Origin of the sequence: Caulobacter sp. UC70_42, from assembly GCF_044056025.1 — a bacterium.
GTDB lineage: Bacteria > Pseudomonadota > Alphaproteobacteria > Caulobacterales > Caulobacteraceae > Caulobacter.
Genome location: NZ_CP171994.1, coordinates 980,982 through 1,001,939 on the forward strand (window position 1 = coordinate 980,982; position 20,958 = coordinate 1,001,939).

General features: G+C 69.9%; 15 protein-coding genes and 5 pseudogenes. 9 read left to right on the forward strand and 11 right to left on the reverse strand.

From position 1 onward, the window contains the following. Positions 1–14: 14 nt before the first annotated feature. From ACHMW8_RS05090 to ACHMW8_RS05100, 3 genes are read right to left on the reverse strand one after another with little or no spacing between them, the layout of a single operon-like run. Complete coding sequence (locus ACHMW8_RS05090; protein WP_395444936.1) at positions 15–785, reverse strand: enoyl-CoA hydratase-related protein; 771 nt, start codon at positions 783–785, stop codon at positions 15–17. Continuing rightward, complete coding sequence (locus ACHMW8_RS05095) at positions 782–1,225, reverse strand: MarR family winged helix-turn-helix transcriptional regulator (protein ID WP_125155109.1); 444 nt, start codon at positions 1,223–1,225, stop codon at positions 782–784. Before ACHMW8_RS05095 ends, ACHMW8_RS05090 begins: the two co-directional genes overlap by 4 nt. A gap of 44 nt (positions 1,226–1,269) precedes the next feature. Further along, complete coding sequence (locus ACHMW8_RS05100; protein ID WP_199743334.1) at positions 1,270–2,367, reverse strand: MBL fold metallo-hydrolase; 1,098 nt, start codon at positions 2,365–2,367, stop codon at positions 1,270–1,272. A 154-nt stretch (positions 2,368–2,521) separates the two neighbouring features. Between ACHMW8_RS05100 and ACHMW8_RS05105 the strand changes: the two are divergent. Further along, positions 2,522–3,878 (forward strand): annotated as a pseudogene (locus ACHMW8_RS05105) (hypothetical protein). Between the two features lie 64 nt (positions 3,879–3,942). Here ACHMW8_RS05105 and ACHMW8_RS05110 read toward each other — a convergent pair. Continuing rightward, a complete protein-coding gene (locus tag ACHMW8_RS05110) occupies positions 3,943–5,481 on the reverse strand; it encodes an acetolactate synthase large subunit (RefSeq protein WP_395444937.1) in 1,539 nt (512 codons plus the stop codon). Between the two features lie 114 nt (positions 5,482–5,595). On the opposite strand from ACHMW8_RS05110, the gene ACHMW8_RS05115 reads away from it, so the two are divergent. Continuing rightward, positions 5,596–6,297: a lysoplasmalogenase gene (locus ACHMW8_RS05115; protein WP_395444938.1), complete on the forward strand. Its 702-nt coding sequence runs from the start codon at positions 5,596–5,598 to the stop codon at positions 6,295–6,297. Here ACHMW8_RS05115 and ACHMW8_RS05120 read toward each other — a convergent pair. Beyond that, on the reverse strand, positions 6,209–8,020 hold the full coding sequence (locus ACHMW8_RS05120) for a feruloyl-CoA synthase (RefSeq protein ID WP_395444939.1): 1,812 nt from the start codon (positions 8,018–8,020) through the stop codon (positions 6,209–6,211). The genes ACHMW8_RS05115 and ACHMW8_RS05120 overlap by 89 nt on opposite strands. A gap of 153 nt (positions 8,021–8,173) precedes the next feature. On the opposite strand from ACHMW8_RS05120, the gene ACHMW8_RS05125 reads away from it, so the two are divergent. Further along, on the forward strand, positions 8,174–8,524 hold the full coding sequence (locus ACHMW8_RS05125; protein ID WP_395444940.1) for a YciI family protein: 351 nt from the start codon (positions 8,174–8,176) through the stop codon (positions 8,522–8,524). Further along, positions 8,521–9,754, forward strand: a pseudogene (locus tag ACHMW8_RS05130) (RNA polymerase sigma factor). The gene ACHMW8_RS05125 and the pseudogene ACHMW8_RS05130 overlap by 4 nt, the downstream one beginning before the upstream one ends. Here the strand turns inward: ACHMW8_RS05130 and ACHMW8_RS05135 are convergent. Both ACHMW8_RS05135 and ACHMW8_RS05140 read right to left on the reverse strand, forming a co-directional pair. Beyond that, on the reverse strand, positions 9,751–11,085 hold the full coding sequence (locus ACHMW8_RS05135) for a dihydroorotase (protein WP_395444941.1): 1,335 nt from the start codon (positions 11,083–11,085) through the stop codon (positions 9,751–9,753). The pseudogene ACHMW8_RS05130 and the gene ACHMW8_RS05135 sit on opposite strands and share 4 nt — an antisense overlap. Then, positions 11,082–12,301, reverse strand: a pseudogene (locus ACHMW8_RS05140) (glycosyltransferase family 9 protein). Before ACHMW8_RS05140 ends, ACHMW8_RS05135 begins: the two are co-directional and overlap by 4 nt. 109 nt (positions 12,302–12,410) lie before the next feature. Here ACHMW8_RS05140 and ACHMW8_RS05145 point away from each other — a divergent pair. Next, entirely contained in the window at positions 12,411–13,208 is a 798-nt protein-coding gene (locus ACHMW8_RS05145) for a YgfZ/GcvT domain-containing protein (RefSeq protein WP_395444942.1), read from the forward strand. Here the strand turns inward: ACHMW8_RS05145 and ACHMW8_RS05150 are convergent, their stop codons facing one another. Further along, positions 13,209–13,631: a hypothetical protein gene (locus ACHMW8_RS05150; RefSeq protein ID WP_125155099.1), complete on the reverse strand. Its 423-nt coding sequence runs from the start codon at positions 13,629–13,631 to the stop codon at positions 13,209–13,211. A gap of 127 nt (positions 13,632–13,758) precedes the next feature. Between ACHMW8_RS05150 and ACHMW8_RS05155 the strand changes: the two genes are divergently transcribed. Next, positions 13,759–14,349: a DNA-3-methyladenine glycosylase I gene (locus ACHMW8_RS05155; RefSeq protein ID WP_395444943.1), complete on the forward strand. Its 591-nt coding sequence runs from the start codon at positions 13,759–13,761 to the stop codon at positions 14,347–14,349. Here the strand turns inward: ACHMW8_RS05155 and ACHMW8_RS05160 are convergent. Both ACHMW8_RS05160 and ACHMW8_RS05165 read right to left on the reverse strand, forming a co-directional pair. Beyond that, positions 14,346–15,271 (reverse strand): annotated as a pseudogene (locus ACHMW8_RS05160) (family 16 glycosylhydrolase). The gene ACHMW8_RS05155 and the pseudogene ACHMW8_RS05160 sit on opposite strands and share 4 nt — an antisense overlap. Beyond that, a complete protein-coding gene (locus ACHMW8_RS05165) occupies positions 15,268–17,295 on the reverse strand; it encodes an acyltransferase family protein (protein ID WP_395444944.1) in 2,028 nt (675 codons plus the stop codon). Before ACHMW8_RS05165 ends, ACHMW8_RS05160 begins: the two are co-directional and overlap by 4 nt. 120 nt (positions 17,296–17,415) lie before the next feature. On the opposite strand from ACHMW8_RS05165, the pseudogene ACHMW8_RS05170 reads away from it, so the two are divergent. Together ACHMW8_RS05170 and ccrM are read left to right on the forward strand one after the other, a co-directional pair. After that, positions 17,416–18,054 (forward strand): annotated as a pseudogene (locus ACHMW8_RS05170) (ribonuclease HII). 138 nt (positions 18,055–18,192) lie between these two features. Next, positions 18,193–19,269 carry an adenine-specific DNA-methyltransferase CcrM gene (gene ccrM / locus ACHMW8_RS05175; RefSeq protein WP_395444945.1) on the forward strand — a complete coding sequence of 359 codons (1,077 nt, stop codon included), beginning with the start codon at positions 18,193–18,195 and terminating at the stop codon, positions 19,267–19,269. Here the strand turns inward: ccrM and mutY are convergent. Further along, positions 19,266–20,315 carry an A/G-specific adenine glycosylase gene (gene mutY / locus ACHMW8_RS05180; RefSeq protein ID WP_395444946.1) on the reverse strand — a complete coding sequence of 350 codons (1,050 nt, stop codon included), beginning with the start codon at positions 20,313–20,315 and terminating at the stop codon, positions 19,266–19,268. The genes ccrM and mutY overlap by 4 nt on opposite strands. A 47-nt stretch (positions 20,316–20,362) precedes the next feature. Between mutY and ACHMW8_RS05185 the strand changes: the two genes are divergently transcribed. Next, a complete protein-coding gene (locus ACHMW8_RS05185) occupies positions 20,363–20,902 on the forward strand; it encodes a DUF721 domain-containing protein (RefSeq protein WP_395444947.1) in 540 nt (179 codons plus the stop codon). Positions 20,903–20,958: the final 56 nt, after the last annotated feature.

The window sequence follows — 20,958 nt, forward strand, 5'->3', positions numbered from 1 at the left end:
GTTGTCGGCGGAGCTTAGCCCACCTTCGAGAAGTCGGGAGCCCTTCGTTCGGCGAAGGCCATGAAGGCTTCGCGGGCCTCGGCCGTCTGCAGGCGCGCGGCGAACTCGGCGCCCTCGACATCCATCAGGGCGGCGATCTTCTCGGCGTCGCGCATCAGGCGCTTGGTGACGGTCAGGGCCCCCAGCGGACGCTTGGCCAGTTGGTCGGCGGCGGCGCGGGCGCGGGCGCGCAGGTCACCGAGCTCGGCCGAGCCATTGGCGAGGCCCCAAGCCACCGCCGTGCCGCCGTCGATCGCCTCGCCCAGAGCGAACATGGCGTAGGCGCGGGCATGGCCGATGCGGGCCGGCAGCAGCCAGCTCGACGCGGCCTCGGGCACCAGGGCCAGGTTGACGAAGGGCGTGGTCAGGCGCGCGTCGGGCGTCACGAACACCAGGTCGCAGTGCAGCAGCATGGTCGTGCCCACGCCCACGGCCTGGCCCTGGACGGCGGCGACCAGCGGCCGGGTGGCGTTGGCCAGGGCCTTCAGGAAGCGGAGCACGTGTCGCTCGCCGGTAAAGGCGCCCGTGGCCTGGGCCGCGAAGTCCTGCAGGTCGTTGCCGGCCGTGAAGCTGTCACCGTCGGCCTGGATGACCACGACGCGGACGGCGGGATCCGCCTCGGCCGCCTCCAGGCTGTCGGCCAGCACGCCGTACATGGCGTTCGACAGGGCGTTCTTCTTTTCCGGACGCGCCAGGGTGAGGGTCATCACGCCGGCGTCGATCTCGACCTTTACGTGATCGGTCATTGTTGGTCTCCCTTGGGGAACTTGGTCTGCAGACTGGCGAGCCAGCGCGCGACGACGCCGATCTCCTCGTCCGTGAAGCCTTCGGTGAGGTGGGCGTTGACGCCATCAAGGCCCGCTTTCGCGTCCTGGCGGGCGGCGCGGCCCTTGGCGGTGAGGCGCAGGCGCATGGCGCGGCCATCCTTGGGATCGGCCTGGCGCTCGACCAGCTCGGCGCGGGTCATCCGGTCGATCAGGCCGGTCATCGCCGACGGAGCCAAGTCCAGGGCGTCGGCGGCCTCGCCGATCAGCGCCCCGTCCCGCTCGCCGAGATAGAACAGCACCCCCGACTGGGCGGCGGTCAGGCCACCCTTGGCCGCCATCTTGCCCTCGATCCAGCGCTGCACCCGCCGATGGCCGGCGTTGAGCAGGAAGATGAGGCGGCGGTCGGCGGGCACGGACATGCTCGCAGATTATGTTTCGTATGCGAAATGTCAAACAGACGTTTCTAGTCGGGACTAGAAAAAGCCGAATACCAGGCCACGCCGTCTCCATCCAACTGACGCCGGATCTTGCCGCGACCGATCAGGCAGTTGAGATGCGCAAGCGCCTCGCCCGTCGCCATGCCCAGAAGGTCCGGCCCGATGGGGCGCGCGAACAGCGCCCCGAAGGTGTCGACCACCCGCTTGGGCTCGACCAACTTCTTTTCCAGTCGCGCCAGGCCGCGCTCGTGGCCCGAGATCAGGCCGTCGACGCGGGTGTGCAGCCCTTCGAAAGGATCGTTGTGCGCCGGCAAGACAATGACGTCGTCGGGAACCGTCGCCTTGACCTTGGCCAGCGATCGCAGCCAGTCGCTCAACGGATCGGCGTCCGGCTCGGTCGGGAACACCGAGACGTTGGACGAAATGCGTGGCAGCACCTGGTCGCCGGAAATGAAGACGTTGAGCTCCGGGCACCAGAGGCAGGCGTGGTCGGGCGAATGGCCCTGCCCCGTCACCACCCGCCAGGTCTTGCCGCCGATGTCGAAATCCTCGCCGTCGGACAGCCGGCGATAGCTGTCGGGCAGGGCGTAGATCGCCTTGCCGAAGCCGCCGAAGCGGGCCTTGTAGTTCTCGATGGCGTCCTCGTCCCAGCCGGCGGCGTGAAAGAACCTGACCCCGTCCTCGGGCGCCTCGCGGCCGGTGTCGGCGACCAGCATCCGGCACTGGAAGTATTCCAGCCGGGTCATCCACAGCCGGCAGTCGAACTTGCGGGTCATCCAGCCGGCCAGGCCGATGTGGTCCGGATGCAGGTGGGTGACGATCACACGGGTGACGGGCCGCCCGCCCAGGGCGTCGGCGAAGGCGTCGCGCCAGGCCTGGCTGGTCTCGCGGGTCTGGACGCCGGTGTCGACGATCGCCCAGCCCTCGCCATCCTCGATGGCCCAGACATTGATGAACTGTAGCGAGCCGCCCAGCGGCATCCGCAGCCACAGCACGCCCGGCGCCACCTCGACGGCGCCGCCCGAGCCGGCCTCGGGCGCAGTCTCGAACGGATAGACAAGCCGCCCGGCCTTGCGGACTTCCGGCGCCTCGGCCGCCGCTTCATCCTCGAATCCGTCGCGCATTTTCGTTTCCCCAGGCCCCGTTCAACCGGCGCTTGTCGTTGATCCAACCCATTTTTCGCCCTGAAACCCAGTCATCATCATGCCTAGGTCGGACGGCATCTTGACCCCTGATACAAGCACGCGCTTATGTCCGCGCGAGGAATCCACCCAGGAGATGTTACCCATGAGGCCTTTCGCGATCGGCCTGTCGGCCGCCCTCGCGGTCGCCATTCTCATTCCGGCCGCCGTCATTTCGGCGCCGAAGGAAGAGAAGAGCAAGCCCGCCGCCATCGACGCCAAGTCGCGCGAGATCGGCAAGAAGGACGCCCCGGCCATCATTCAGGCCAGCGGCGCCAGCTGCACCGTCTCCGACGCCCGCTTCATGGGCGAGGACAAGAAGGCCGGCGACAAGTACTACGAAGTCGCCTGTAGCGAAGGCATGGGCTTCGCGGTCATCGCCAAGAAGGAAGGCGCTCCGCAGCTCTATTCCTGCCTGGAATCGAGCCGAACCGGGTCCAGACGGCAAGGTCGGCGGCCTGGCCTGCCTCCTGCCCGGCAACGCCAACCCCGGCGCTCAGTCGGCCCCCTACGTCAAGAAGGCCGGCGTGACCTGCGAGCAGGAAAACGCCCGCGCCATCGGCTCCGGCGCCAAGAACTCGTTCTTCGAAGTCGCCTGTAAGGGCGGCGCTGGCTACATCGTCCAGACGACGAACCCGATGAACCTGAACGGCGAAGTCGTCGCCAACAGCTGCCTGCTGTACGAAGAAGGCGGCAATGTCAGCTGCAAGCTGACCAACCGTCAGACCCAGCTGCAGCTGGTCGACACGCTGAACACGGCCGCGGCCAACAACTGCGTGATCAAGGACCGTCGCTATGTCCTCAGCACCAAGGCCGACAACTACTTCGAAGTCGCCTGCCAGGACGGCAAGGGCTACATGTATCAACAGACGATGGCCACCGGGGCCTTCGTCAAGTCGATCCCCTGCGCCCAGGCCGGCTTCGTCGGCGGCGGCTGCACCATGACCGACGCCGTCGCCGCTCAGACCGAGCAGGCCGGCTTCTACGGCAAGCTGTCGGCCAAGGCCGGCTTCCCCTGCGACGTCGAGAAGTACGGCATGCTGCCGAGCGCCGACCCGAAGAAGGAAGTCGTCGAGCTGAAGTGCAAGGGCAGCGAAGTCGGCGCCATCGCCATCTTCACCGCCGCCGGCGGCGGCACGGTGTTCGACTGCGTGACGGCCGAGCTCAACGGCTACCGCTGCTCCTTCACCAAGAAGGACACCCAGTACGCCCGTCTGAGCCAGGACCTGGTCGGCTTCAACAAGGCCTCGTGCAAGGTCTCGGATGTTCGCATCATGGGCTCGACCGACAACGAAGGCTTCGTCGAAGTCGCCTGCTCGGACGGCCTGCCGGGCTGGGTGCTGGGCTATCCGACCGGCGTCGCCAAGCCGGCGGCCAAGGAGTTCCTGTCCTGCGCCCAGGCCAAGGGCATCGGCGGCGGCTGCAAGCTTCCGACCAACAAGGTCAAGGGCTGATCCCAGCCTTTGATCCGTGAATGATCAGGCCCGTCCGGAGCGATCCGGGCGGGCCTTTTCGTTGCTATATCGCCGCCTCGATCAGCCTCGGACCCGGGGTGGCCATGGCGCGGGCGAAGGCGTCGTCGAAGGCTTCGGCCGTCTCGGCGCGCTCGGCGGCCATACCCATGCCTCGGGCCACGGAGACCCAGTCGATCCGCGGGTCGCCCAGATCCAGCAGCCGCGAGGCCGCGGGCCCCGGATTGCCCGCGCCCGTGCGGCCCAGTTCGATGCCCAGGATGCGATAGGCGTGGTTGGCGAAGACCACGACCGTGACGTCCAGCCGTTCACGGACAATCGTCCACAAGCCCTGCACGGTGTACATGCCCGCCCCGTCGCCGGTCAGGGCCAGAACCTTGCGGTCGGGACAGGCCACGGCCGCGCCGATCGCCAGCGGGATCCCCTGACCGATCGCGCCGCCGGTCAGGGACAGCCAGTCGTGCGCCCGTGCGGCCTTAGTCTGGGTGAAGATCGGCAGGCCGGCCGTCACCGCATCGTCCGAGATCACCGTGTCGGCCGGCATGCGCCGCGCGATCGATGCGCCGATGGCCCAGGCGTCGAATCGTCCAGCGGGCGCGTCGGGCGCGGCATAGGTCTCCACCGCCCCCGTCGCCGGCGCGCCGACCGCGTCGGCCAGGGCGTTCAGGGCCGCCGCCGCGTCGACCTCGCGGCCGCACAGGGTCTCGACCGAGCAGCCCTCGGGGACCAGCACGCTGGGTCGGTCCGGATAGGCGAAGAAGGCCACGGGACGCTGGGTCGAGACCAGGATCATCAGATCGACGCCGTCCAGGTCCTTCAGGGCCTGCTCGCCGAAATAGGGCAGCTTGTCGGGACGGAAGCGTCCCTCGCCACGGGCCTGACGGGCGGTGAAGGTGTCGGTCAGGACGCGGACACCGTGCGCCGCCAGCCGCCCGGCCGCCGCCAGGGCGACTTCGCCGCAGGCGCCCGAGCCCAGCAGCAGCACCGGCTTACTGGCGAAGCCCAACGCCTTGGCGACCGTGTCGATCGCCACCGCGTCGGGATCGGCGAAGGCCGGCGGCGTGACGACCGGCCCCTTCACCGTCGCTTCGTTCCAGGCGGCGTCGGCGGGCAGGATCAGGCAGGCGTTCCCGCCGGGCGTCCCGTAGCTGGCGACGATGGCCTCGGCGGTCAGGGGGCCGACGCTGTCAGCGGTCTCGGCCGACCTGACCCAGAGCGAGTTGGGCGCGGCCAGGGCGGCGATGTCGCTGTTCAGCGGCGCGTCGAAGCCACGGTGATAGGTGGCGTGGTCGCCGATGACATTGACCACCGGCGTGAAGGCGCGGCGGGCGTTGTGCAGGTTGGCCGCGCCATTGGCGTAGCCCGGCCCCAGGTGCAGCAGGGTGCAGGCGGGCTTGCCGGCCATGCGGCCGTAGCCGTCGGCGGCCCCGGTCGCCACCCCCTCGAACAGGCACAGCACGCTGCGCATGCGCGGCTCGCGGTCCAGGGCCGAGACGAACTGCATCTCGCTGGTGCCCGGATTGGCGAAGCAGGCGGTCACCCCGTTGTCGGCCAGGGTGGTGATCAGGGCGTCCGCGCCGTTCATGCGTTCCTCCGCTTTCAGGCCTCCTGTCTCCGACATTTCGGCAGGCAGGCCAACCCGGTTGCGCATCGGGCGGTCGCCATTGCAGTCTGATCGGCGAAACGGGGGAAACGTTCGATGCAAGGGATGAGCGCGGTCGCGCGGTGGACGCTGATCGCGTCCGTGATCGCCGGCGTCGGCTATGTGGCGACCTGGGCGCTGGACCTGCCGCCGGGCGTCGAGACGGCGTGGAAGGGCGCCGGCGTGGCGCTGCTGACGGTCCACGCGGCGCTGCGGGCCAGATCGCCGGACGGCTGGCTGCTGGCTGCGGTCATGGCGTTCGGCGCGGGCGGCGACGTGCTGCTGGAAACCCACGGACTGACGGTCGGCGCGCTGTCGTTCCTGCTGGGCCATGTGGTGGCCAGCGCCCTCTATCTGCGCCATCGCAAGCCGGGTCCCTGGCTCCCGTTGACCCTGATCCCGGTCGTGGTCGGGATCTCGTTCCTGCTGCCGCATGATCGATCCGGCGCGCCGGGCATCGCGCTCTACAGCCTGTTCCTGGCGGTGATGGCCGCCACGGCGCTGATGAGCCGTTTCCCGCTCAAGACCGTCGGCCTGGGCGCCATGATGTTCGTCGTTTCGGACCTGTTGATCTTCGGCCGCCTGGGGCCGCTGCCGGACAACCTGGCCACGGGCCTGGCGGTCTGGGGCCTCTATTATTTCGGCCAGCTGCTGATCTGTCTGGGCGCGGCTAGAGAACTAGAATCTCTTCATCCGGCGTCGTCGCGAACAGCCGCTCCAGTTCCTTCGGACGCCGGTCCCGCGCCAGGGCCTGGTTGATATAGCCCTTGTCGGTCAGCTCGCCGCTGGCCACGTCGGGGGCGCCCTCCAGGATCAGGGCGCGGGCGATCCTGCCGCCGCCGCCCTTGGCCGCCGCGTTCATCCGCGACAGGCCCTCGACGATCGCCGCCCGGACGGCCACCGCGTCCCCCAGCCGCTCGCAGGCCTTGGCGTCCAGGAACAGCATCAGGCCGACGCCGTCCTGGCCCTCGCCGCAGACCACCGCGTCGGAGACCACGCCGCCGATGGCCGACACCGCCGCCACCCGCAGGGCGCCGGCCGCCACGAAGGTGCCGCTGGCCAGCTTGAAGTTCTCGACCAGGCGCCCGTCGAAGACGAGGCCTGCCGTCGGATCCTCCGGATCGGCCAGACGCGCCGCGTCGCCCAGGCGGTAGAAGCCGTCCTCGTCGAAAGCCTGAGCGGTGGCTTCCGGCTGGTCCAGATAGCCCGGCGAGACCTGCGGCCCCTTCACCCGGATCTCGAACTTGCCGCCGTCGCCATCCTTCGTTCCTGGGGCCGGGACCAGCTTCACGGCGGTCCCCGGCGTCGGCAGGCCGACCATGCCCGAGCGGGCGTTCAGCCAGTGGATGTTGCAGGCCGTCGGCCCGGTCTCCGTCGCCCCATAGCCGGCCGCGAAGGTGATCCGCTCTCCGACGGTCTTCACCGCCACCGCCTGGACGCGGTCGAGGATCGACTGGGCCATCGAGGCCCCGCCATATTGCAACACCCGCACCTTCTCGAAGAACTTCGCGGCCAGGGCCTCGTCGCGCTCCAGCTCGCCGACAAACAGCCCCCAGCCAGCCGGGACCATGTTGTGATAGGTCGTCGCCACCTCGGCGAGGTTCCGAACCGTCTCGGCGAAGCGTCCGGGCGCGGGCTGGCCGGCGTCGATGTAAAGCGTCCCGCCCCTGTGCAGCACCATGTGCAGGATGGCGTTCGCCCCCAGGCTGTGGCTCCAGGGCGCGGAATTGACCAGCACCGGCGGCTCGGGATCGGCGTAGCAGGCTTCGATCTGGGCGGCGTTCAGCGCGATGTTGGCGTGGGTGCAGACCACCGCCTTGGGCCGTCCCGTGGAGCCGGAAGTCAGCAGCAGCTTGGCGATGTCGTCGGGCTGCGCGACCGGCTCGACCGGCGCGCTGTCCAGCAGGTCGTCGAACGCCACGTCGCCCGGCCGCGCATGGCGACTGACCACGACCGGCAGACCGGCCAGGAACGGCGCGGCCAGGGCGTCGCCGAAGGCCTCGGCGTCGTCGGCATAGATAGCCGCCGGCTTCAACCGTTCGACCGCGTGTCGCAGCCGGGTCAGGTCCGCGCCCTTCAGCCCGTACTGCGGCGAGACCGGCGCGGCGGGGGCGCCCAGGCTCATGGCGGCGTAGGCGATCAAGGCGTGGTCGATCCCGTTGCGGGCCAGGATCAGCAGCGGCCGGCCGCGCGACAGGCCAAGGCCCGCGAGCCCGCCGGCCAGGGCCGCGACCTCGGCCTGGGCCTCGCCGTAGCTCACCTTTCGCCAGCCGTCGCCGTCCCGCTCCGCCAGCCAGACCCGGTCCGGCGCCTCGGCCGCCCAGCGCGCCAGCGGCTCGGTTGTCGTCCTTACCGCGTCCGAATAGGGCATCGGATTGCGCAGGATCAGCGTCTCGCCCCCATAGACGCGCTCGACCTCCAGCGCGCGGGTCGCGTAGCGGGCGTCGCGGAAGGGGGCGGTGTTGAGGGCTGATCCGTCCATGCCCTGTTATGCGACCGCCCCCGGCGCGGTTCAAATACGGCCGCCGCGGCGTCCCTCTCGACATTTTTCGTCGCCCGCTGTCGAATCCCCCCGAGCCGGCGCGTCTCTCAGGTCCAAGCGTCGCGATGGCCGCGCGCTCATGGGAGACGAACGATGCGATACGCCCTGCTGATCTATGAGAACGAAGACCTCTACCGCGCGGGCGACGGCCGGGCGATGGACGACATCATCGCCGCCCACCAGGCCCTGGCCGGCGAGTTGGCGGCCGCGGGCGTCCTGCAGGGCGGTTCGGGTCTGAAGACGGTCGACACGGCCACCACGGTGCGCAAGACCGACGGTCAGTACGCCCTGCACGATGGCCCCTACGCCGAGGCGCGCGAGCAGTTGGGCGGCTTCTACCTGGTCGAGGTTCCGGACCTGGACGCGGCGCTGGCCATCGCCAAGCGGATCCCGCTGGCCGGCGATGGCGCGGTCGAGGTCCGCCCCGTCATCGACGAAGATTGAAAACTCTCGATCCCGGAACGGCTCTCGAAGGGGCCGCGCGGGAGGCCGGGGGGCGCATCGTCGCCGCCCTGGCCGCGACCTTCCGCGACCTGGACCTTGCCGAAGAGGCCTTCGCCGAGGCCTGCGCGCGGGCCGCCGCCATCTGGCCGACGGCTCTTCCCCTGGACCCGGCCGCCTGGCTCTACGTCACGGCGCGCCGGTGTGCGCTGGATATGATCCGTAGACGAACCGTTCGTCGCCGTCTCACGCCAGAGGCTCCCGCCCCCGAGGCCACGGCCGAGGACGTTCTAGCTTCGGACGCGCGACTGATCCCCGACGAGCGGCTGAGGCTGATCTTCGTCTGTTGCCACCCGGCCGTCGCGCCCGAGGCCCGCGCAGCGCTGACCTTGCGGCTGGTCTGCGGCCTGTCGGCGCGGGAGATCGCCCGCGCCTTCCTGGTCGCCGAGCCGGCCCTGTTCCAGCGCCTGACCCGGGCCAAGAAAAAGATCGCCGAGGCGGGCGTGTCGTTCGAGGTCCCCGGTCCCGACGCCTGGCCCGAGCGCCTGGCGGCCGTACTGTCGACCCTGGAGGTCGCCTATGCCCGCGCCCACGAGGACGCCGCCGGGACCGGGACCCACGCCGGCTACGCCCGCGAGATGCTGGACCTGACGGCGGTCTTGGCCGAGCTGCTGCCGAACGAGCCGGAATGCCTGGCCTTCGCCGCCCTGGTCCGCTTCGCCGAGGCGCGGCGGCCGGCGCGACTGGATGCGGAAGGGGCGATGGTTCCGCTGTCGGAGCAGGATCCAAGGCTGTGGAGCCGGTCCCCTGATCGCCGAGGGCGAGGCCCTGCTGCGGGCGGCCGCGCAGCTGAACAGGCCGGGGCCACGCCAGCTGCGGGCGGCGCTGCACGGCGTCTGGTGCGCGCGTCGCTCGCTGGCCGAGCCGCCGCCGTGGTCGGCGGCCCTGGCGCTGTACGACCTGCTGCTGGACTGGCGGGAAGATCCGTTCGTCAGGCTGAACCGGGCCGTGGTGCTGGCGGAGGTCGCTGGACCGGCGGCGGGCCTGGCCGAGATCAAGAAGCTGGACGCCGCGCGGCTGGACGACTTCCAGCCGTTCCACGCCGTACAAGCCGACCTTCTGGCGCGGCTTGGCCGCCCGGACGAGGCGCTGGCGGCCTACGATCGGGCGATCGCCATGGCGCCCGGACCGGCCGAGCGACTATGGTTGATCCGTAGACGGATGAAGATCTAGCCAGCCAGCGTCTCCAGGAACCGCACCGGCTCGCCCTTGCCTTCCGCCACGATCTCGTCGTCGCGCATGACCACGACCCCGCGCACGATGGTCGCCATCGGCCAGGCCTTGGCCTCGAAGCCGTCGAACGGGGTCCAGCCGGCGCGGTTGGCCATCTGCTCGTGCGTGATGACGCGGCGGGCCTTCATATCGACGATGGTGAAGTCGGCGTCGAAGCCCTCGGCGATGCGGCCTTTGTCAGCCAGGCCGAACACGCGGTTGACGCCATGGCTGGTCAGGTCGACGAAGCGTTCCAGGCTGAGCTTTCCGTCGACCACGTGGGTCAGCATGACCGGCACCAGGGTCTGGACGCCCGGCATGCCCGAGGGCGAGGCCGGATAGGGTCGGGCCTTTTCCTCGCGGGTATGGGGGGCGTGGTCGGAGCCCAGCACGTCGGCGATGCCCGCCTCGATCCCGCGCCAGACGCCGGCCACGTGGTCGGCCGAACGGATCGGCGGGTTCATCTGGGCGAAGCCCTTCAGCCGCTCATAGGCCTCCGGCGCCACCAGGGTCAGGTGCTGAGGCGTGACCTCGACGCTGGCGACATCCTTGTTCTGGGCCAGGAAGTCGATCTCTTCCTTGGTGGTCACGTGCAGCACGTGGATGCGCTTGCCCAGGGACTTGGCGATGCGGACCAGGCGGTGGGTCGACTGCAGGGCGGCCTGAGCGTCGCGCACCTCGGGATGGCTGGTCCAGTCGCCGGGACGGGCCAGGTGGCGCCGGTCGGCCAGACGGTACTCGTCCTCGGAGTGGAAGGCCGCGCGGCGGTTGACGTGGCGCAGCACGTTCTCGACGCCCTCGTCGTCCTGCACCAGCAGCGAGCCCGTCGACGCGCCCATGAACACCTTGATGCCGCAACAGCCCGGCAGGCGCTCCAGCTCGCCCAGGAAATTGGCGTTCTCGTGCGTGCCGCCGACATAGAAGGCGTGGTCGGTGTGCATCCGGTTCTTGGCGCGGGCCAGCTTGTCGGCCAGGGCGTCCGGGTCCGTGGTGGTCGGCTCGGTGTTGGGCATCTCGAAGACGGCGACCACGCCGCCCAGGGCCGCGCCGCGCGAGCCGGTTTCGAGATCTTCCTTCCACTCCAGGCCAGGCTCGCGGAAGTGGACCTGACTGTCGATAACGCCCGGCAGGACGGTCAGGCCCTTAGCGTCGAACACCTCGTCGGCCGAGGCGTGGGAGAGGTCGCCGATGGCGACGATCTTGCCGCCTCGGACGCCGATGTCGGTGATCCCGCGTCCCGCGTGGTTCACCACTTCGCCGCCCCGTACGATCAGGTCGAAGGTCTGGGTCATGGCAGGGCTCCTGGCGATGGGTCGAGGCGGTCGTAGGACTGGCTCGCGCGCGAGGCAACCGAAACTAGCTGGCGTCGCGCTCGGTCATGCGCTCTTCGGCCGGAGCTTCCTCGACCACGGCGTCGACGGCTTCGGGCGCGGAACTCCTCCACCGGCGGCGCGATCTCGGCGCCGGCGGCGTCCGCCGCGTTCGCATCCTCGACCGCCGCCGTCCGTGGCGACGTCTCGGCGGCGGGTGCGGTGCGGATCAGCAGGGCCTTGGCCTCGCGGACCACCGTGGCCACCGGCAGGTCGCTCATGTGGCGAATGGCCTGCGAGAGGTCGGGGTCGACGGCCCGGAACTGGTCGAAAGTCCGGGGACCGCGCACGGCCACGGCCTTGTCGCCCAGGGGGCGTAGCGGCGCTCGTCCGAGGGTCCGAACAGGCCGAGGGTCGGCGTCCCGGCGGCGGCGGCGATGTGCATCAGGCCCGAGTCGTTGCCGATGAACAGGCGCGCCCGACGCAGACAGGCATAGGCGGTCAGCAGATCCACCTTGCCGGTCAGGTCGATGGTGCGGCCGCGGGTCGAGGCCCTGCGCAGCTCCTCGACCATGCGGGTGTCCTCGGGGCCGCCCAGGATCAGCAGACGTCCCCCGGCCATCGGGCCGTCCTTGTCCAGCAACTGGGCGGCCGTCTGGGTGAAGCGCTCGATCGGCCAGACCTTGCCGACCCAGTTCGCGGCCGGCCCCACCGCCAGGATCGGCCCCTCGTCCCGCGTTCCGTTCAGGCCCAGCAGGTCGTCCGCCAGGGCCTGGACCTCGGGGGTGATGTAGAGGTGCGGCGAGGGCGGGTCGCCTTCCAGTTTCAGGGTGCGGGCGGCGTCGAGCACCTTGTGCGTCACCTCGCCGGGCAGCTTCTTCCAGATCGCCCGCTTGTCGCGGCGCAGGAAGAGGGCCGTGGCGCTGCCGCGCAGGTCGACGACCAGACCCCACTTCTTGTGGCGCACCTGCCGCCAGAGCCTGAACCAGTGCCCCTTGCCCTTGCCCTTCTCCATGACGATCACGCGGTCCAGGCCCGGCACGTGGGCGAACAGCGGCGCGGCCAGCGGGCCGGCGACGATCGTGAAGCGGGCGTTGGGGACTTGGTCGGCGAGAAATTTGATCAGGCCGGACGAAAGCACCGCATCACCGATGCGGGTGGCCGTGATGAAGAGAATCGGGAAGGCCCGCTGTGTCATCGGACTATCCATAGATCAGTCGGCGAGTCGGCGCATCCCACGTTAACGGTTGAGCTTTCCCCGTTTTCGGGGACTGGTTTTGGTGCGGACTCGGCGCCACATCTGCGGGATGAGCTCGCTTAATGTCGCCCGCCTCGCTTCCCGCGCCGTCATCGCCGTCTCCGGCCCGGACTGGAGAAGCTTCCTGCAAGGCCTGCTGACCCAGGACGTCGAGACGCTCGCGCCGGGCGAGCTGCGCTTTTCCGGCCTGCTGACGCCCCAAGGCAAGCTGCTCTACGACCTGTTCGTGGCCGGAACCCCGGAAGGAATGGGCGACGGCGCCCTACTGGACGTGGCGGCCGAGCACCGCGACGCCGTTCTGCAGCGCCTGACGATGTACCGCCTGCGGGCCAAGGTGACGCTGGAGGCCAGCGACCGGCCGGTGCTGGCGGTGTTCGGCGACGGCGTCTCGGGTCCCTATATCGACCCACGCCTCCCGGGCCTGGGGGCGCGCGCCTATGACGACCGCCCCTCCACAACCGACGAGGACGCGTACGAAGCCCATCGCCTTGCCCTCGGCGTCCCCGGCCCCGCCGACTGGGGCAGCGAGACGACCTATCCGATCGAAGCGGACTTCGACCTGATGGCGGGCATCGACTTCAAGAAGGGCTGCTTCGTCGGCCAGGAGACGACCAGCCGCATGAAGCGGCGCGGCGTGATCAAGAACCGCATGTTGCCAATCACCTTCGACGGCCCCGCACCGGCCTTCGGGACCGAGGTGCTGGCCGGCGAGCTTCGGGCGGGCGAGGTGCTGAGCGGCGGCGACGGGCGGGCCATGGCCTTGCTGCGCCTCGACCGCATCGAGGGCGCGGACCTGACGGCGGACGGCCGGCCGGTGCGCGTTGACCGGCCGGCCTGGCTAACCTAGCTAGCGGCAGCGGCCGAAGCGGTCGGGCGAGGCGCCTGGACCACCGCGCCAGCCGGGCGGGTTCTCCCAGTTGGTGCCGGGGCCGCCGCGCGGGCCGGGCGGGTTGTTGTCGTTGTCCAGCCAGCATCGGGCCGCCTGGTTCCACCACCCGTAACGCGGGTGATAGTAGCCATAGGCGCGGTTGTAGTAGTAGCCGTTGCGATAGCGGAATTCGACGCGCTTGCCGTGCCAGCGGTAATAGCGGCGGTCGGGCGAGGCCCCCGGACCGCCACGCCAGCCGGGCGGGTTCTCCCAGTTGGTGCCGGGGCCGCCGCGCGGGCCGGGCGGGTTGTTGTCGCGGTCATGGCGCTGGGCCAGGACGGGCGTCGCGGCCACGGTGGCTGTCGCCAGGGCCAATAGGGCGAGAGTCTTCAGGCGCTTCATCGGCGTCTGCTCCTTGGCTTAATCCCTCTAACGCCTTGTAACGCACCAAGGCGGCCGATCCGTCGCGCGAAAACGCATGTTCCTGAAAAGTTCTAGCCAGTTCGCGATCTTCTGCTAGCTTCGCCGCATGACCGAACCCACACGCTGCACCTGGAAAGGCATGAACGGCGACCCGTTCTACGAGGCCTATCACGATCATGAATGGGGCGTGCCCGAGTGGGACAGCCGCGCCCTATGGGAGAAGCTGGTGCTGGACGGATTCCAGGCCGGCCTGTCGTGGATCACCATCCTGCGCAAGCGCGAAGGGTTCCGCGCCGCCTTCGCCGACTTCGATCCGGAGAAGGTCGCCCGCTTCGACGAGACCGACCGCGCCCGGCTGATGGCCGACGCCGGCATCATCCGCTCGAACGGCAAGATCGACGCGGCGATCTCGGGCGCGCGGATCTATCTGGACATGCGCGAGCGCGGCGAGGACTTCGGCCAGTTCCTGTGGGACATGGTCGGCGGCGCGCCGATCCAGAACCAGTGGCGCGCCGGAGAGGTCCCGGCCCAGACGCCGCTGGCCGTCGACATGGCCAAGGCGCTGAAGGCCAGGGGCTTCAAGTTCTGCGGCCCGGTGATCGTCTACGCCTTCATGCAGGCCACCGGCCTGGTCAACGACCACCTGGTGACATGCTATCGCCACGAGGAATGCAAGGCGATGGCCAAGCGGGTCTAGGGGCGGAGGCTCCTTCGACTAAGCCCCCGCTGGCTCACCCGCACCCAATCCACCTCCATCGTCGCCGGCAGGGCGGTCTCGTCGACGCCCTTGGCGTTGGCGCCTTCCGGCCAGCGGCCGCCGAAGGCCAGGTTGAGGATCAGGTGGAAGGGCTGGTCGAACGGCGCGGCCGCCTCGTCGCGGTCGTCGCGCTTCCACTGGGCGGCCTTGACCTCGGCGTAACGCTGTCCGTCGACGAACCAGACGATGGCCTCGGGCGACCATTCGACGGCGTAGACGTGGAAGCCGCCATCCGCTCCAGAAGCGGAGGCCGGCATCGGCGCGGCCGTGCTGATCTGCCGGTGGCCGCCGGTCGCGTCGCCGGCGAAGTGGATCGTGCCGAAGATCCGGTTCTCGCGACCGCCCTCGCAAGGTTCGCAGGGGGCGCCAGATTGACCGTCTCCAGGATGTCGATCTCGCCCGAGCGCGGCCAGCCGCCGTAGGTCTCGTGCTCGGGCATCATCCAGATCGCCGGCCAGACGCCCTGGCCGCCGGGGACGCGGGCCCGCGCCTCGATGCGACCATAGAGCCACGACGCCTTGCCCTTGGTCAGGATCTTGCCCGAGGCGTAGTCGCCGGTCTTCATCGGCCCCGTCGGTCCGGCCCACGGATTGGCAAGGCCCCGGGTCTTGCGCTTGATCGCGGTCAGCTTCAGCACGCCCCCGCCGACCGAGACGGTGTCCGGGCTGACCACGTAGCATTGCCGCTCGTCATTGCCGCCCCCGCCGCAGTCGGCGGCGTGCGTCCACTTGGCGTCATCCAGCCTGTCGCCTTCGAACTCGTCGGACCAGACCAGCTTCCAGCCCCCCTCGTCGGCGCGGGCGTGGGTTGGCGCGGCGAGTGAAAGCAGAGCGATGGCGAGGGCGATGGTCTTGAAAGTCATGACCCATCTAGACGCGCCGGATCCGATTTCGCCAAGCTTGACCAGCCCGTTTCCAGCCAGGCCGGCGCCAGGCGGCGCGCGCCCGAGGCGCTGAGATGGTCGTCGTCGAAGTAGATCGGCTCCCCGTCCATCATCGCCAGGCAACGGCCGTCGCGGCACAGGGTCTCGGACGGGAACACCATCGCCACGTTCGGGCGATCCTGAACGGCGGCCCGCAAGGCGTCCTCGGCCGGCAGAGCGCGCGACAGGGGCAGGCCGGCGGCGACGCTCGCGCAGACCCCCGGCCGGCCGCCGAGCTGCTTCTGCTGGGCCAGGCACTCGGGCGCGCCCAGGGTCAGCTCCGGGAACGGCCCCACCACCAGCACCCGAACATCAGGCCGGAGCCGGGCGATGGCGTCCAGGGTGGCCTTCAGGGCGGTCGAGACGCCCCGGCGCTTCCCGGGCTGGCCGATCGCCTCCATCGTCACGCGCGGCGAGTTGACGTCGTAGAACGGCGGCGCGTCGCGATAGAGCGGCCAGCGGCCCATCAGCACCACCAGCTTCAGCTTCCGATCCGAGGCGATCAGGGCCATGGCCTGGTCGGCGGCGGCCGCGCACTCCAGCTTGAAGCGGTACATCGTGCGGACATTGACCCCGACCAGCGGCGGGCAGCCGCCGCGCGCCACCTCGCGGACGCTCCAGCCCCGCGCCACAGCCCAGTCGACCACGCCGGGTGTCAGGGCGTCGGCGTGGGAGTCGCCCCAGACGAGGACGTCGTCGCCCTGAGCACCTGGATCCGCGCCGAAGCGGCAGTCCTCGGGCTTGGCCGTCCTGGCCTTCTCGAAGCAGGCCTCGCGCGCCGGATTGACGTCGGTTTCCTCCAGGTCGGCCAGGGCCTTGGCGGCGGGCGACAGCCGCTGGGGCAGGCCGTGGCCGAAGAACAGCGCCGCGCCGATGGCGATCGGGACCAGGAGCGGCAGGAGCTGGACGCCCAGGCGTCGCCACGGACGATTGAGCGGACCGCGCCGGAACGGCTGTTCGATGAAGCGCCAGGTCAAGACGGCCAGCGCCAGCGACAGGGCGACAAGGCCCAGACGCTGCGGCGCCGTCAGCGGTTGTTGGGCGACGTCGGCTGCCAGGACCAGCAGCGGCCAGTGCCAGAGATAGAGGGAATAGGACACCCGGCCCAGGCCGACGACCGGCGCCAGGCGCAGGACGGCAAGGCCCGGGTGGACGCCCATGCCGCACCAGATCAGCAGCCCCGTCCCCAGACAGACCGGAACGGCCGAGAGCCCTGGAAAGACGCTGGCCTCGTTCAGCAGGGCCAGGCTGGCGGCGATCATCAGCCCGCCGATCACCCCGGCCAGATTGGCCGTCGCGCGGTCGACCGGCGGCTTGACCAGGCCCAGGGCCAGAACGCCGCCGGCCAGGAACTCCCATATCCGCGTCGGCAGGCCGAAGAAGGCCCAGGTCGTAGCGCCCCGCCCAACCAGCGCTTGGGCCAGCAGCAGCGAGGCCAGCAGCAAGACCAGCGCCAGGGTCGCCCGCATCCCGCGCAGAGGTTTCCACCACAGCAGGGCGACCAGCGCGGGCCAGACGAGATAGAACTGCTCCTCGACGCCCAGCGACCACAGGTGCAGCAGCGGGTTCTGCTGGGCGCCCGGCGCGAAATAGCCGGCGGTCTGGGCGAACAGCATATTGGCCGCGAACAGGCCCGAGGCCGCGGCCGCCGCGCCGGTCATGGCCAGCAGCCGCGGCATCTCGATCACCACCGCCAGTGCCGCCGTGATCAGCACGACCAGCAGATAGGCCGGAATGATCCGCCGCGCCCGGCGCAGGTAGAAGCCGCCCCACGAAAAGGTCCCCGCGTCCCGAGCTTGCGCGATCAGCCGGGTGATTAGGAAGCCGGAGATGACGAAGAAGACGTCGACCCCGACGAAGCCGCCGGGCGGCAGGGCCGGAAAGGCGTGGTGGATGACGATGGCCGCCACCGCCACGGCCCGCAGGCCGTCGATGTCGCGCCGATAGCCCTGGCCGGTGTCCATGCTCGTCCCCGATATTACGGATGTAATCGATTGAGCGGCGACGGCGGGGCGCGGTCAAGGGAAATTATTACGTCCGTAAACTCCTTTTCCACGGCCGCGAACCGGCTTAGACACCGGACCATGCGCGCCGGACCCGACATGATGCTGGAACTGGCCTGCGGACCGGGGCCGGTCTGCGGGTGGACGAGGCTGGACGCGGTCCCTGGGCCGGGCCGGTCAGCGCCGGGGCGGTGATCCTGGATCCCGACCGGGTGCCCAAGGGCCTCAACGACTCCAAGAAGCTGAGCGCCAAGGCCCGCGCGGCCCTGGAGGAAGAGATCAAGGCCGTCGCCATCGCCTGGGGTGTCGGCATGGCCTCGATCGACGAGATCGCCGAGCTCAACATCCTGCACGCCGCCGGCCTGGCCATGTGCCGAGCCGTTCGAGGGCCTGTCGGTGACGCCGACCATCGCCCTCGTCGACGGCAACTACGCCTTCAAGCTGCCCTGCCCGATCAAGACCGTGGTCAAGGGCGACAGCCTGTCGTGCTCGATCGCGGCGGCCTCGATCCTGGCCAAGGAAGCCCGCGACCGGATCATGGTCGAGATGGACGCGGTCTATCCCGGCTACGGCTTCGCCGGCCACAAGGGTTATCACGCCCCGATCCACGTCGAGGGCCTGCGGAAGCTTGGTCCGTCGCCGATCCACCGCCTGGGCTGGGCCCCCGTGAAGGCCGCTCTGGCGGGTGAGCTCGCGCTGGGCGACGACCTAGACCTCTGATCCGAAAGAGGTTTTGAGTTCTGATCGGACTCAGACCTCCGCGTTTGACTGGCGTTAACGCCCCGCTAACCACGTCTGCTCACCTCGCATTTACCAGCAAGACTCATGATTCCGTTCTCTTTTGTAGGGACGCGGGACATGAAGTTCGGGCCGGAAACCATCATCCTGGGCGACTGCATCGAGCAGATGAACGCCCTGCCGGAGAAGTCGGTCGACCTGATTTTCGCCGACCCGCCCTATAACCTGCAGCTGGGCGGCGACCTGCTGCGTCCGGACAATTCCAAGGTCGACGCGGTCGACGACCACTGGGACCAGTTCGAGAGCTTCGCGGCCTACGACAAGTTCACCCGCGAATGGCTGAAGGCCGCCCGCCGGGTGCTGAAGGACGACGGCGCGATCTGGGTGATCGGCAGCTATCACAACATCTTCCGCGTCGGCGTGGCCGTGCAGGACCTGGGCTTCTGGATCCTCAACGACATCGTCTGGCGCAAGTCCAACCCGATGCCCAACTTCAAGGGCACCCGCTTCGCCAACGCCCACGAGACCCTGATCTGGGCCTCCAAGAGCCAGAACGCCAAGCGCTACACCTTCAACTACGACGCCCTGAAGATGGCCAATGACGAGGTGCAGATGCGCTCGGACTGGACCATCCCGCTGTGCACCGGCGAGGAACGCATCAAGGGCGTGGACGGCCAGAAGGCCCACCCGACCCAGAAGCCGGAAGCCCTGCTCTATCGGGTGATCCTGTCGACCACCAAGCCGGGCGACGTGATCCTGGATCCGTTCTTCGGCGTCGGCACCACCGGCGCGGCCGCCAAGCGTCTGGGTCGCAAGTTCATCGGCATCGAACGCGAGGCCGAATATCTGGAACACGCCAAGGCCCGCATCGCCAAGGTCGTGCCGATCGCGCCGGAAGACCTGGACGTCATGGGCAGCAAGCGCGCCGAGCCGCGCGTGCCGTTCGGCACGATCGTCGAGAGCGGCCTGCTCTCGCCGGGCGACACCCTGTACTGCAGCAAGGGCAATCACGCCGCCAAGGTCCGCCCGGACGGCTCGATCACGGTCGGCGACCTGTCGGGCTCGATCCACAAGATCGGCGCCCTGGTGCAGAGCGCCCCAGCCTGCAACGGCTGGACCTACTGGCACTTCAAGACCGACGCGGGCCTGGCGCCCATCGACGTCCTGCGGGCCCAGGTCCGCGCGGGGATGAACTAGATCAGCCGCTCCGCCGCCAGCGCTGCTTTCAGGAACACGCTGGGCAGAGCGCCCAGGCCTTCGCGCGGGGTCCAGACGAAGTCGCCAGCATTCACGCCGCCTGCCGCGAACACCCGCAGCGTCAGGGAAAAGTGGGTGAAGACATGCTCGACCGCGCCGAGGTCGCGCCAAGCGGCGGAGACCGGCGCTGCGGCCACCGCCTCGGCGTCGGAGAACGGCGCGGCGCGCCAGTCGCTGGTCGGCAGGCCCAGCATCCCGCCCAGCAGGCCCTTGGGCGGACGGCGGACCAGAGCCATATCGTCGCCGCGCGTCAGGACATAGGCCACGCCGTGGCGGCGCGGGCGGTCGGCCTTCTTGGTCTTGCGCGGATAGGTCTCCGGCGCGCCGCCCTTGTAGGCCGCGCACCAGTCCGAGATCGGGCAGCGGTCGCACAGCGGGGCCTTGGGCTTGCAGACCGTGGCCCCCAGATCCATCAGCGCCTGGGCCCAGTCGCCGGGGCGATCGTCGGTGACGAGCTCCCCGGCCAGGGCCTTGAGTTCCGGCTTGCTGTCCGGCATCGGCGCCTCGACGGCGAACAGCCGCGCCATCACCCGCTCGACATTGCCGTCGACGACATTGGCCGCGCGGTCGAAGGCGATCGCGGCGACGGCGGCGGCGGTGTAGGCCCCGACGCCGGGCAAGGCGCGCAGGCCCTCCTCGGTGTCGGGGAAGACGCCGCCGTGGGCGCCAGCCACGGCCCGGGCGCAGGCTAGCAGGTTGCGGGCCCGGGCGTAGTAGCCGAGCCCCGCCCAGGCGGCCATCAGGTCGCCATCCTCCACGGCGGCCAGGGCGCTGACCGTCGGCCAGCGCTCCGTGAAGCTCAGGAAGTAGGGCGTGGCGTGCGGCACGGTGGTCTGCTGCAGCATCACCTCCGACAGCCAGACGCGGTAGGGGTCGCCCCGCACGCCGGCGCGGCGGTCTGCGGGCGAGACGCGCCAGGCCAGGGTCCGGGCCTGGGCGTCGTACCAGGCCAGCAGGGCCGAACGGATCGCTTGACGGTCTTTCATCGTCCCTCGCCTACCGCGAACCGAGCCCGGCATGCTAGTTTCCTCGCATGCGCCGCCCCCTGCCCACCGCCGAAGAAGCGCTCGCGATCCTGCGCAGCAAACGCACGCGTCCCCAGCGCCGCCCGCCGCCGCCCGCCGGCAAGAGCCTGGCGCCCCTGCTGAAGTCGCTGGAAGAGCGCTTCGGCAAGGGTCCCGCCGCCCTGCAGGCCCGCTGGCGCGAGATCGTCGGCGACACCCTCGCGCGCCGGACGGAGCCCGTCCGCATCATCAAGGGCCGCAACGGCGAGGGCGGCGCCCTGGAGCTGCGCGTCGACGGCCCGGTGGCCTCGCTGATCCAGCACCAGGCGCCGCAGATCACCGCCCGTCTCGACATGCTGCTGGGCAAGGGCGTCGTCACCCGCCTGCGCATCGTCCAGGGCCCCGTGAAAGCCGCCGCCGCGCCAGTCGCGCAACGTCCGCGCCGCAAGCCGCCGCTGGACGCGGCGCTGGAAAAGCAGCTCTCCGACAGCCTGGCCGACCAGCCCGACGGCGGCCTCAAGGACGCCCTGCTGAAACTGGGGCGCGGCGTGCTGCGCGAGCATCCTTGAGCCGACGATCCACAGACCTTCCGATTGACAACCCGACCCTGATCGCGCTGTTGCAA